The organism is Actinoplanes sp. NPDC000266, from assembly GCF_042899005.1.
Classification (GTDB): domain Bacteria; phylum Actinomycetota; class Actinomycetes; order Mycobacteriales; family Micromonosporaceae; genus Actinoplanes.
Map to the genome: position 1 here is coordinate 291,775 of NZ_JBIAZI010000001.1, position 13,301 is coordinate 305,075.

The 13,301-nt window shown below is 70.0% G+C and carries 4 protein-coding genes; 2 read left to right on the plus strand and 2 right to left on the minus strand.

The features are described from left to right. The first annotated feature begins 201 nt into the window (after positions 1–201). Positions 202–492 (plus strand): hypothetical protein, encoded by a 291-nt coding sequence (locus tag ACFY36_RS01225; RefSeq protein ID WP_499743860.1) that lies wholly within the window; start codon positions 202–204, stop codon positions 490–492. Between the two features lie 73 nt (positions 493–565). Continuing rightward, positions 566–952: a peptidase inhibitor family I36 protein gene (locus ACFY36_RS01230; protein WP_499743861.1), complete on the plus strand. Its 387-nt coding sequence runs from the start codon at positions 566–568 to the stop codon at positions 950–952. A gap of 52 nt (positions 953–1,004) precedes the next feature. Here ACFY36_RS01230 and ACFY36_RS01235 read toward each other — a convergent pair whose 3' ends face one another. After that, positions 1,005–2,201: an MFS transporter gene (locus ACFY36_RS01235; protein WP_499743862.1), complete on the minus strand. Its 1,197-nt coding sequence runs from the start codon at positions 2,199–2,201 to the stop codon at positions 1,005–1,007. A 61-nt stretch (positions 2,202–2,262) separates the two neighbouring features. Beyond that, positions 2,263–13,242 carry a WXG100-like domain-containing protein gene (locus tag ACFY36_RS01240; RefSeq protein ID WP_499743863.1) on the minus strand — a complete coding sequence of 3,660 codons (10,980 nt, stop codon included), beginning with the start codon at positions 13,240–13,242 and terminating at the stop codon, positions 2,263–2,265. Positions 13,243–13,301: the final 59 nt, after the last annotated feature.

The following is a 13,301-nucleotide window of genomic DNA, read 5'->3' on the forward strand; positions in this document are numbered from 1 at the left end:
CGGAATTGAGAGCCCGCCAACTTCACGGTCGGTACACGCCGGGCCGGCCATAACAGAAGTCGACGGATCCGGACTATAGTCGAGTCCAGAATCCGTCCAGCCGGAATGCCTATCCTGTGCATCGCTCGCGGAAATGAGGAATGGCCCTTCAAAGTCGCCCTTCCCGTTGCCGAACCTGGCCGACATGATGGGGATAGCGGCGTGAACTTCGGTCCTCTGTGCCACTACTGCTACGAGCAGGCCGACCGGACCGCCCGGCACGTGCGAGCGAACGGCTTTCTCCGCCGGCTCCTTCGGCTCCCCGAACGGCGGTACCTCGTCGAGGTCTGCTGCCTCCACTTCGCGAACCCAGCGGCGTACAACCATCCGGCACCGAGGGCCGCCCGTGCGCGGCTCGACCGTTGGATCCGCGAGGACAGCTATCCGAAGGGTCTCCTCGATCTGGAGGTTCTGGCCGAGCGCATCAAGCGAGAGGCTGGATTCGAAATATAGTCGGATCCAGATCTCGTCCAGCCGGGATGCCTACCCTGTGCGTCGCCTTTCCCGCTCGACGAATCGAGGAAAAATGCGACTTCGTTCAATCTCCGTTGCCCTCGCGGTGACGCTCGCCGGAGTTTTCGGTGCGGCCGTTCCCGCGCAGGCCGCCGGGGCCAACTGCGACAATGGGTATTTCTGCTTGTTCGCCGACACCAACTACGCGGGGACGAGGACTCTGCTGGCCGGAGGGGCGTGCGCGACGAACGTCGGAAGTGCGAACGACAAAGCGTCGTCGGTGTACAACAACACGGGTTACACCGTCCGGTTCTATCAGGACACGAACCTCGGCGGGAAGTACATCCTGGTCGCCGCTCACAGTGGCGCCAGTGCCCTGAGTTCCGTCGTCATCTACAACGCCGACGGAACCTTCTTCGGAATCAACACGCTGAACGACAGGATCTCCAGCGCCTGTTAGCGGCGGCCCCTCCAGGAGGTCCCCGGGACAGGCGTCCCGCCGTCCCGGGGACCTACGTCGTGCTTCGCAGGACGGCCCGCGAGTCCTGAGCGCGACGCCAGAGGACGATGGGGACCGTGGCGAAGAACAGGCTGGCCAGGCCGAGCAGGGTGACCGCCGCGCCGGCGCCCAGCGACTCGGCCATCAGCCCGGCGAGCAGGGCGCCGGCGCCGTGTGACGCGCCGTTGGTGGAGGCGGCGATGCCCATGCCCCGGGCGCGCTGATCGTCGGGCAGCAACTGGGCGAAGGTCGACACCGAGATGACGATCAGGACAGCCCACATCGCGCCGCTGACCCCGGCGAACAGCATGATCAGATACGGGTTGTCCAGGGCGGCGACGGCGAGCAGGGGCAGACCGGGGGCCACGCAGGCGATCGGGAACGCCGCCGGGTAGTGCGCCGCGGTGACGAACCTGGCGAACAGCGGCAGGATCACGAGCGAGCACAGGCCGGCCGATGCCATGAACAGTCCGGTCCACCGGGGATCGAGCCCCCGCTCGGCCACGAGGGCCACGGCGAGCGCCTCCGGCGCGATGAAGAACAGCGCCGAGAACGTCATCAGGTAGACCGCCCGCAGCGCTGGCGTGCGCCCGATCAGGCGGAAGGTGGGTGCGACGGTCCGGGCGTCTCCACCGGTTACGGCGGCCGGCCGGCGCCGGACGAAGGCTGTGACGATCAGGGCGGCCAGCGCGAAGGTGCCGCTGTCGATGATCAGGCAGGCGGACGGCGTGAAGGCGGTGGCCAGGAGCCCGCCGGAGGCGAACCCGGCGAGCATGGCGCCCTGGTTCAGCGATTGCCGTACGGCCATGCCGGCCCCGTACTGCTCCTGCGGCAGGATGTCGCGGAGCATCGCGAGGCGAGCCGCCTGATAGGGGCCGCTCAGGAAGGCCGATGCGGCGACCAGGGCGCACAGCGCCGGCAGCGGAGCGCCCGGTACCGCCATCACCAGCAGGAGCGCGGCCCGGGCGACGTCGATCGCGATCAGGATCTCCCGGCGGGGCCGCCGGTCCGCCACCGGCGACAGCAGCAGGCTGCCGGCCACGGTGGGGAGATAGGTCAGCGCGTACGTGAGTCCGCTGAGCGCCGCGGATCCGGTGCGCCCGAAGACCAGCAGGGCCAGCGCCACCCTCGACAGTTGGTCGCCCAGGACGGACAGGACCTCGGTCAGCGCGACGGCACGGAATTCCGGGTTCCGCAGCAGCAGTCTCATGGGGGCCGACGATGACAGGCGGTACTTGATGAACTCTGTTCCGCTGTCAAGTTTGTTTCCTTTAAGCGCCGGTCGACGCGACGTCGTAGTCGTAGAAGTCGCCGTCCTGGCGGAATTCGACCCATCGGCTCTCCCCGTCCAGGCCCACGATCTTGAGCCATACCGGAGCGTCGGTATACCTGGCGACCAGCGCCGCGAGTTGCCTCAGGTGCTTCTCCTCCAGATAGGCCAGCGCGGGATAGGCGGCTCCGCGGGGAAGGAGCTTCTCGACGTCGGCCCGGAACTGCTTCGCCTCAGCCGGGCCCGGTACGTGGTCCGGGTTCTTCCACTCACGCAGCCTGCCGATGATCGAGGAGATGGGGCTGAGGTCGCTGTCGGCGCTCGGATAGGCCAGCCTGATCCTTTCCCGGGCCCAGGACTTCACCCGGCTGTGGCTCTTCCTGTTGTGGACGTCGGGGGCCGTCTCGAGAACGATGCCCTGGCCCGGCCTCAACTGCCGGCGGACCTGACGCGCTATTCGGCCCAGCGAGAAGCCGCCGTCGGGATGGAGCCAGGCTTCGTCGTCGAACAGCCGGTCCAGGTCGATCCGGTACGCGTTCTCCCGGGCCGTGTCCCGGGAGGGTGCCGGGAGCTGTCTCGGAACGGTCCGCCGCCGGGCGATGTCCTCGGTCAACTGCTTGAACTCGTCGGCGTGGATCAGAAGGAAGACCTCGCCACCGAAGTATTCGCTCCTGATCCCGCCGAGGGTCCTGCTCGATCCGTTGAGCGCGGCGACCGTGCCCTCCCGCTGCTCGGCGGTGAGGCGCGCTTGCCGCTCGGCGCTGAGGTGCGTCTGCTCCCCGGCGGTGAGGCGTGCCAGCAGGCGGACGCGAGCCAGCACGGTCGGGCCGACCTGCTTGAGATGGTCCTCGATCCGGCCGTTCCCGCCCATGCCGAAGTTCTTGTGGGGCGCCCAGCTGTGTGCGCCCGACAGCGTGAGGGCCATCGAATCCTTGCCGTACGGCGTGTCGACGTGCTGGGGGTCCAGCACGTCGAGCGTGGGGTCACCGCCACCCGTGACGCCGCCGCTCACCGCCGGCGTGTCCGTGGTGACGTTCGACGCGTTGCCGGTCTGCCCCTTGCCGTAGCGGCCGGTGCCGGCGCCGTCGATCAGGCGGAGTCCGTGCAGGTCGAACAGCACCGCTTCCAGGACGAGTTTCGTCGGATTCCGGCTGCTGCCCGGTTGGTGGATCTTGTCGGCGATCACCGCGCCGTTCGGCTGCAGCGCCGCGGGAAGGAAACCGGCCAGGCCGTTGGTGTTGAGCTTGGCCACCAGCGACGACGGTAGTTGAGCGTGCTCATTGTCCGCGCCCCACGGCAGCCTGGCCACGAGGCGGTTCCCGATGGCCACCGCGTCGTCGGCCGTGACCGCGAGGACGACGGCGTCGCCGGGCAGGCGGCCGACCGGGGTCAGGTCGATGTCGAGGGACGACGGCAGGGGCTTGGCCTCCAGCAGCCCCTGGGGAATGCGCATCTCGGCCCGGCCGGTCAGGGTCTTCGCCGCGACGTCGGGCCGGCCGGTCACCAGCGTCACGGCCCGGCCCATCGCGTTCATGATCGGGCGTTTCGGCCGCTTGTGCCGGCTGACCGTCACCTGAAGCTCGAAATTGCTCTCCACGACAAAGCCGGCCTTGTGCTCGTAGGCCGTCTGTTCCTGACTGGCCACCTCACTGCGGGTCGCCGACTCGCTGTGCCCGGTGCTGACGGCCAGGGCGAAGCCACCGCGCAGATCGGCGTTCTTGTCCTTCGTCTCGCCGTCGTGCACCGTGTCCGTGCCCGACAGGTTCAGAGCCGGATTGCCGAACATCCATCCGTGATAGTTGCTGACCGTGACACTCTTCGACGAGTGGCCGTGGATGTACTGCTCCATGCCCGTGCCCTCGAGCAGATCGGACACCTTGGGCATGCTCGTCCAGCCGCTGCGCACATTGACCCTCAGAACGTGGCCCAGCACCCCGTGCGGCACGAAGAACGAGATCGAGTAGCCCTCCTCCGTGTTCATCTGGTTGAACAGCGGCCAGAAGCGTTTGCCGGCGAACGTCGACTCCAGCATCTCGGTTCCGGACTGCAGGCGGCCCGTGACGGCATTTAGGTGCTCGTCCCACCGGTACACCTGCTGTGCCAGCGCCCCGGGATGCATCCTGTCGATCGCGTCGCGGACGACTCGGATGAGGCGGTGACCGCCATCGAACGCGATGTCCTCGATGGCGGCGAAGCCGAGCGGATTCGGTTGCGGCTTGACCGGGCCGGCCGCCGATCCGTACAGCCCGGCGGTGAGATATTGCGGAAGCAGCAGATCGGCGAAGGGATCGGCGCGGACCGGCAGGGCCAGTCCGAACATCTGCGTGAACCACCGGCCGGTCCGGGGCCGCACCGAGAGGCGCTCCTCGGTGCTCAGGCGCTGTACCAGTTCGCGGGCCCACTGGTGACGTTCCGCGCCGAGCCGGTCGGTGGTCGTGCCGATGAGCTGGTCGAAGTGCCACCGTACGAGAGCCCCGGCGACGGCATCGCCGGTCAACGGCTGCTTCTGCTGGGACCATCGACCCAGGACATTGGACAGCGCGTCCGGGGGCATCGGCAGCCGGCCGGCGGCGTACAGGGCGAGCGACACCGGTTGGGGGAAGATCGCCATGGCTTCGAGATTCGCGAATCTTCGCGGAGCCGAACGCCGGACGGTGTTCCGCCCCAACTTGCCCTTGCGCTCGTAGGAGGTGAACAGGTTGAGTTCCATCGACACCTGATAGGCGTCGACGGGATTGAAGTCGAGCTTGAGATATTCCACGCCCGACTGGTACGCCTGAACGAAGCTCAGGCCGGAACCGCGACGGTGCGCGAGGTCGACGGCGCCCTCCAGGCCGCTCAGGCCGGGCGAGACGACGTCGCCGCCCGCCTTCAGCCGGAGGGGAGTCAGGCTGCGCCCGGAACCCTGGCTGTTCCCCTGGCTTCCGCCGATCAGCGCCAGGTCGATCTGGCCGGAGACGTACTTGTCGGGTGTCGACCCGGCGTACGCGATCGAGGTCGGCGTGGCCGTGAGCGCGATCCGGGCGACCTTCTCGCGGAACACTCCCGGTCCCGAGAGCTGCCGGCTGTACTCGCCCTCGAATATCGCCGGCAGGTTGGGCAGCACGGACAGGGGCGACACGAAGTGGCTCACCTCCTGATCGGCCGGCCTGCCCGGACCGGTCAGCTCCGGCAGCATCTCGCGGGCCGCCGCGGCCAGGCCGCGCGTGTCGACGTACGGGATCACCGCCTTGGTGAGAACCGAGCCGCGGGCCTCCTGTGGCGGCGTTGCCGGCGTGTCGAAGTACGGCAACACGTGCAGTTGCGCCATTTTCCTGATGTGGGGCGTCTCGAAACGGGGAGTGGCGTCGCTGTATTCGACGGTGGCCCAGAGCTCGATCGGGAGTTTGTGGTTGTCCACCATTCCGGGGTATTCCATCAGGGTGGGCTTGTTGGTCATCGTGCTGACCCGGTCCATGGCGGCGCGGTAACGCTCCCACCGCACGCCGCCGCTGATCGACTTGAGGTGGGACACGAAGGCCGTCCCGAAGACGAGGGACAGCGCCCACGCCCACTTGTGCTGCCCGCCCATGCCCTGCCCGTGGCCGGCCGTGCCCATGCTCAGATAGACGGAGCTGAGGTCGCCGGTACGCCGCACGAAATTGCTCGCCCCCGGATCGGGCCGTAAGCGGGCGTGCACGGTCACGCGAGCCGTTCTGACCACGCCCCCGGGTTCGTCGACGGTGAGGGTGACCGGGGAGCCGTCCTGCATCATCTCCGGCATGAAGGCCTCGAACGCGCTTTTCGAGACGAGGTTGGCCATGCGGTCGCCGTTGTTGTGCACCCGCTCGCCGGGCTTCTTCTGGAAGGGACGGTCCGCCCGCGGGACCAGGAAGCCGTGGCGGGAGAGCTCGGCGGTCAGCGCCTTGCGCAGTTCGCGATGGGCGCCGCGTTCCAGATCCACCATCACCTGGCCCAGCAGACCCCGCTCGATGTGGCCGGGCAGCCTCGGTCTCGTCTCGGGCTGGTCGTCCTGTCCGGTGAACCGCATCTGCGCGGGGTCGTACGGCACGGTCCCGCCGGTGACGGTGACCGACGGGTCCCGATAGGCCTCCCGGTCGATCTCGAAGCCGTGGCTGAAGGCCTCGGCCTCGCTGACGGTGACGACGCTCTGTCCCGTCACCGGGGCGATGGACAGGGACTCGTGGGGGAACGTATCGGCCTCGATCCTGGCCGCGAACGTCATCTCGAGGCCGTGGACCGTCGCCATACCGGTGTGCCGGCTGACCTGGACGCGCAGGTTGCCACGGCCGCCGTCGATGGTGTCGGTGTCGGTCACGGTGTAGGCGATCTCGGCCTTGGGGCCGAGGGACAGACCCGGGAGGGGCACGGCGGACGCCTCCGCGAAAACGGACGGGGTGATCGAGCTGTCCGTCGACTGGCTGTTGCCCTCGCTGACGACGGCGGTGCGCACCTTCTCGATGTGTGCCTCGTCGCTGGCGACACCGTGCCGCCGGTCCCCGTCCTCGACACGGCGGGCGATCACGGTGACCCGCGCGATGCGTGTGGTCCGCTTGGCGTCGCCGTACAGCCAGAACGCGTGCCCTTCGATGGCCGGTTCCAGGTGCAGGCTCACATGCTCGAGCCCCTCCAGCAGGTCCTTCCGGGCCTGCTGCCCGGCGGTCATGTTCACGCCACGTTTGTCCAGCGCTTCGGTGATGGCCGTGGCCAGCGGGATGAGGCCGGTGGTCTGGATGGTGTAGAAGGTCGGCGGGAGGTGGACCATGTCCGGCCCCTCGCCCCCCTCACCCGCGGCCGGTCGCGCAGCCCTGATCAGGCCGGCCGGGGCCGGCAGCAGGAACTGCCACGGCATCCGGACCTCCATCCGGGCCTCCGGTGCGTAGGTGACCGTGCGGGAGGGAACGAGCGCGCCGGGCGGCGTGATGTGCGCCAACAGCCTGATCTTGTAGGAGAGAACGCTCTGGGTGCTGCGGACGTCGAGGACACGACCCTGCTCGGCGTATCTGCTGTGGTTGGTTCCGCGGATCACGGCGTTCGCCACGAGATTGAAGCCGATGCCGATCCGGAAACTCTGCAGGACGGCGGGTGTGGCGCCCAATCCGACGGAGGCGCTGATCGCGCCGCGGTAGGCGCCGGCCTGCCCGGACTGGCCGCCGCTGTGCCCGCCGGTCTGGAAGTCGCCCTTCGTCAGCTGGGTGGACTCGGGGCTCCGGAAGTCGTCCTCGGCGGTCTTGGGCTCGTCACCCTCGGTCTTGGGTACGGGGGTGGAGTCGACATCGAGCCTCGGGTCTTCCAGCTGGAGAGTGAAGCGGACCTCGGCGCCGCCGACGGTGAGCGTCCATCCGTCGGCGACCAGGTACCGGTATCTGGGGAGAAGCTCATGGGCGATCCCGGTCAACTGCGCGCCGGTGACGTTGATGCCGTGGCCGGCCAGAATACCGCTGAGCTCGGCCAGGAACTCGGTCAGGCCGGGGATGCCGTCGCGGGGAGTGCCGACGCCACGGACGGCGTGACCGAGCGCGGCGTCGGGCTTCGGCGTGGCCCCGTCCGGGCCGGACTCCACCGGCGCCTCCACCGGCGCCTCCACCGGTGCCGGCGCCTCCGGCGGTGCCTCCCGCGGAGCCGGACCATCTCCAGCGACGGGGAGCGCCTTCTTGCCGGCCGGGTTGGCGCGGATCGTCGAAGTGTCGCTGGCCGGCGATGCGGGCCGTGGGATCGGCGCGGGCGCTTCCGGTTCGGCCGGAGGGAACGCCTCGTGGTACTGCTTGGTGCTCCACCTGACCGTTTTGTCGAGCACGATCTGCTGACGGCTGTTGAATCGGGCCTGATCCGCCTCCTCCCGATTGGCCGCATCCGGGTCGTTCAGGACCGAACCGATGGCCCAGAGGTCCTGCTTGCGCGCGCTTTTGGCCCGGAGCACCTGGTTGAACGTCAGCGCGAACGGCGGTAGGCCGGCTCGCCGGAGAACCTCGCCGAACCTCGTCTGGAGGGCTTCATCGGTGTTCGGCTGGCTCTCCAGCCGCAGCATCGTTGCCGCGTCCGGGGTCACGTCCGGCGGATCGGGATCCGTGCGGCGGGCGGACCGGACGGCGTCGTTGACCGCCTGCCGCCACGTGTCGATGTCCATCGGGGAGCTGGCGGGTGGCGCTGCCGGCGGGAACGCCTCGAGGTACTGACTTTCGCTCCAGTGCCCCCGGTCCGCCAGCACGATCCGTTGGGTGCTGTGACGTTGTGCCCTCGCCTCTGTCCCCGGTGTCCGCTGAGGGCGGGATTCCACCGACTCCATGATCGAGATGTCTTGCTCGCGTGTCTGTTGCGCACGCTGCAACTGGCGGGGGGTCAGCGTGAACGGCGGTAGGCCGGCTTGCCTGAGGACCTCCTCGAACCTCGTTTGGAGGCCTTCTTCAGTAGCCGGCTGGTCCCTGAGCCGTTGGATCGTCGCCGCGTTCGACGGATCGAGATCCGGGCGGACGGATCGGACGGCGTCGCTGACCGCCTGCCGCCACGTGGCGATGTCCATCGGGGCGCCGGCAGCCGGCGCTTCGGGCTCGGCGTCGGCCGGCGCCTCGGCCAGGACCGGCGCCGGCTCGCTCGCCGGGACCGGCGCCGATTCGGTTACCGGGGACGGCGCCGGCTCGCTCGCGGGGACCGGCGCCGATTCGGTTACCGGGGACGACGCTGGCTCGCTCGCCGGGACCGACGCTGGCTCGGCTACCGGGGGCGGCGCGGGCTCGGTTGCCGGGGGCGGCGGGGCCGGCTCGCTTGCCGGGGGCGCGGTCGGTTCCTCCGGGCGCGGAGTGAAAGTCCGGAGAGGGATTCCCAGTTCGCCGGGCAACAACCGGTTTCGCCCGAAGACCTGTGGCTGCGGGCCCATCCGGCCGAAAACCCGGCGGAGTGTCTGGGGGATCTGCTCAACGGTGAGCTTGGCCCGTTGACCGGCCGAGGACCGGGGCTGGGGCGGATCGTCCGAGGCCGGGCCGGCGGAGTCGTACGAGCTTCGGCTGCCGTCGACGAGGACGGCGTCGTACCGTCCGGGTCGCGGTTCCCGCAGCACGACGGGATCGGCATGGGTCTCGAGCGGGCCCTCCCGGATGATCTCCCAGAGGGCCTTCGGGTCGGGGTTCGCCCTCCGCACCTCCAGCGGCAGCCCCAGGACCTCGGCGACGGCCAGGGCGAAGCCGTTCCCGAAGCCTTCGTCCTCCCAGAGCCAGTGCCGGACCGCCTCGATGGCCTCCTTCCGGTCGTCATCGGTCGGTGACCGCCGGTTCGTACTCGCCAGCCGATCGAGCGCCTCCCGGTATTGGGGCTCGTCGAGGCGCCGCGCGACCTGTCCGGCCAGCACGTCCGTGACCGGGCGCACGATCTGGTCGGTGAAGAGCGCAGTGATCTCCTTCGGAGTTGTCACCTCGCTCACCCGCTGGAGCCAGGCGGTCTGCTCCTGGTCGAAGCCGCCCAGGCCGAGAATCCGGCGCGGCGCGGCCGCGATGACGGCATGGAGCAGCGAATGGGGACCGAGGGGTGTCTCGAGCACGACGTCTCGGGTCGGCGCCGGCCCGGGGCCCGGCGACGGCGGGTCCGGTGGCGGTGTGGCCGGCGGCGGGGTGACCGGTCGCCGGGCCGCCGGTCGAGGCGTGAGAGCGTCGAAGTGGTCGTCGTTGACACGTTGGAGTGCGAGCCAAGGCCGATGCCGGTCGACCTCGATGGTCCCCAGGTCCGGATCGACGCCTTTGAGCGTGATGTTGACGTTGAGCATCCGGGCGAGCACGTAGATCATGTCGTCACCGGCGGCGGTGTTCCACAAACCCTTCGTCGTCAGGGTCTCCCACATGATCTGGAAATAGCCCAGCTCCTGAGAGATCAAATCGAGGAGTTTCTCCTCGGGCGGGTCGAAGTACGACGGCGGCGGTGTCCCGAATCGCGCTATCCACGCTTCCTGGCGCCGGTCCGCTGCCCTGAAGGTCTCGTACTCCAACGTCTGTGTTGTCCTCTCCTCACGGCCGAAGGGTTCGAGGTGTGGAGCGGTCAGCTCCCGGCCCACGCGGTTCCGGAAAGCCGTCGCCAGCTCGGACGGCGTCGTGCCGGCGTGGTACGCCGGCACCCAGTCGGGCAGGGTGACGTTCTGCTCGTGGGCGCTCAGCAGGATCGAGTGGAAGAGGCAGTCCCCATCCGGATTCACCGGGATCACGCGCATCGTCGACAAGTCCGGGCGTTCCGCCGGCTCCGCTTCCGGGACCGAAGGGCCGGGCTCCTCGAGTACGGTCGGCAGGGCCCGGCTGCCTTCCGCGGCGCCGACCGAGTCGAGCGTCTCAGGAACGACCACGGTGCCGGCGGGCGTCACGTCGATGGGGCCGGCGGCGATGAAGTACGGCCGTTGGTGCGCGGGCGGAACGATCGGCCGGCCGCTCTGGCCGTCGAGGAACAGCACCCCGTCGCCGTCGTTGAGGACGTTCACGACATGCAGCCGGCCGGCCGAGTTCCGGAAGATCGCCAGGCCGTGCGCGCCGGTCCCGGCCTCCTGGAGGGCCGCGGCGATGGTGCCGGCCGAGGCGACCTGGAGCAGCCGGCGTGTGCCGGCGGCGCCGCTGTTGGCGTACCGGACGACGTCGACCATGACGACACCGCGGGCGAAGCCTTCGCCGGTCGCCAGACCGGGTGCGGTGAACGTCAGGTTCCCGCCGGCCGCCTGCTCGATGAGGGTGAGGTGGGTGGCGACGGCGGTGAGAAAGCAGTTCAGCGCCCATTGCCGGTCGTCCAGGTCGCGGCCGCCGCCGTCGTTGACCTCGGCGAGCCACCCGTAACGGCCGGCGAACACGGCCTCGGGGTCGCCCGGCGGCGTCCACATCCGCCATTCGGGCCGCGGCGCCGTCGGCCAGCCGAGGGGTTCGAGCTGCGCGGCCAGGGCCGGGTCCGGGGCGTAGGCGACCTGGCCGGGCGCGGATCCCGGCTGGATCCGGCGCAGGGCGTCCAGGGCGGGGTGCGCCGCCGAGCCGGCGTCGGGCCGGTCCGGCGCCGGGGGCGCCGTCACCTGGGCCAGGAAGGGCGTGCCGGGCGGCGACATGATGAGACGGGGGCCCTGGTGGTCGAGGGCGTGCCGGTAGGCGGCTTGCAGGGCATCGGGGTCGCGGCGCAGCTCGGCCGGATGGCCGGGCACTCTCGTCCCGTCGGCGGCCAGGCGTTGCGCGGTGCCGCGCAGCTGGTCGTCGCTGTGCAGCGCCGCCCCCAGATAGGGCGCGTCGGCGGGTCCGGTTCCCATCAGGACCGGTTGTGCCGGCAGCGTGATGCCCGCCGGCGAGAGGTCCGCGTCGACGAGCAGGCCGCCGTGCTCGTGCAGGACCTCCAGCGCGGCCTGGCGGGGATCGCCCGCGTGCCCGGGCAGGGGCCGCAGATCCAGGTCCGGGTGGGCGGCGACGACGTCGGCGGGCGCCCAGGCCCGCACCGACCATCCGTCGGCGGCGTTGTCGGTCCAGGCGGCGATGCTGGCGCGAAGGTCGTCGCCGGCGCCGCCGGTAACCAGCAGATGGACGGTCTGGGGAACGGGCCGCGGGTCGGTTCCGGGACCGCCAAGCGTCACCGCGGGGCTGCGCGCCGGCGCGAGGACTTCGCCGCCCTTTGCCGAGCCCTGGCCGCCGGCGGCCGGGGCGGCCGGAATCGGGGCGTCGTTCGCCTCCTCGAAGGCCGCCTCCGGGTACGGATCCACGACGGGGGAGGCGTCCGATCCGGCGACCAAGCCGTCCGGGCCTGGATCCGGGCGGGGCGCGTCGTTCGCCGGCGAGCTGCGGTCCTCCCGGCCGTCGTCGGCGGGGACGGCCGGTGGCTGCGCGCCGGCGTCGGGGATCACCGCTGGCGTCGGCGTTCCGTCATCGGTGCCGGACGGCTCTGTCACCTCCCGGTGCGTGTAGTGGCGCAATCCGCCGCCCGCGATGTCACCGCCCGCCTCCACCAGGCCCGACGTGAGACCGGACACGGCACCGCCGAAAACCGTGTCCCAGTTCCAGCCTTGGCCGTCGATGGCTCCGGACACGCCCTCGGTAAGGCCCTCGGCCGTGAAACTGGTCGCGATCTCGTGCCCGTGACCGGCATGGCTGGGCGGGGGCGGAACCTCCCGCCGCGGCCCGGCCGGTGGGGCGACTGGAGGAACGGGCGTTTCCCGCGGCGGCGGGACCGGAGGCGGCCCGGTGTTCGTGCCCGGTCCGTCCTTGTCGCCGGTTCGGGGCTTCGGTGAGGGGGCGGCGCCGAGGTCCGGTCCACCGTCCGGGCCGTGCCGGCCGTTCGGCGGCCCGCCGGGGCCGCGGCTGAAGAACTTGCCGAACTGCGGGCCGAGGACGTTGAACAGGCCGCCGACGCCCACGTGCATGATGCCGCCGAGCGAGCCCACCTCCGCCGCCTTGCGCACCTTCTCCCAGTCGATGTCCTTGCGCGAGCCGTTGCGGATCTGGATCGCCTGCACGATCAGGACCATCAGCACCTGCATGCCGACGCCGGCCACCTGGGCGACGCCGATCTGCACCAGGATCCGGATCAGCCAGGAGACGACCCGCGAACGGCCCACCAGCAAGCGGAGCAGGAAGCTCTGCATCAGGCCGGGGAACAACCACGACAACGCCAGCGCGATCGTGAACTCGATCAGCAGCTCGATCAACGTCGCGATGATCATCAGCTTGGCGAACTCGACCTCGGTCGCCGTGTTCGCGAAGTCCTCGCCGAAGCGGTTCACATATCGCCCGCTCAGCGGGAGGAAGCCGGGTTCCTCCGTGTACTCCCGCATCGCGTCGACGAAGGCCCGGTCCGCCTCTCCGGCCATGTTCTCGGAGATCGAGTTCACCACGGCGACGAAGTCGGGTTGCAGGCTCTCGATGTCGACGCCGAGGCTCTTGAGCACCTCGGCGATCTGCCGCAGCCGGTCCTCGTCGGTGGCCGGGAACTGCTCGCCGGACAGCCAGAACTGAAAGCGGTTCAGCTCGTCGGAGACATCGAGACCCACGGCTGGTACTCCTCCCCGGCGTTCACCTCTACCGAGGACGACGCAGGGACACGGCGAAA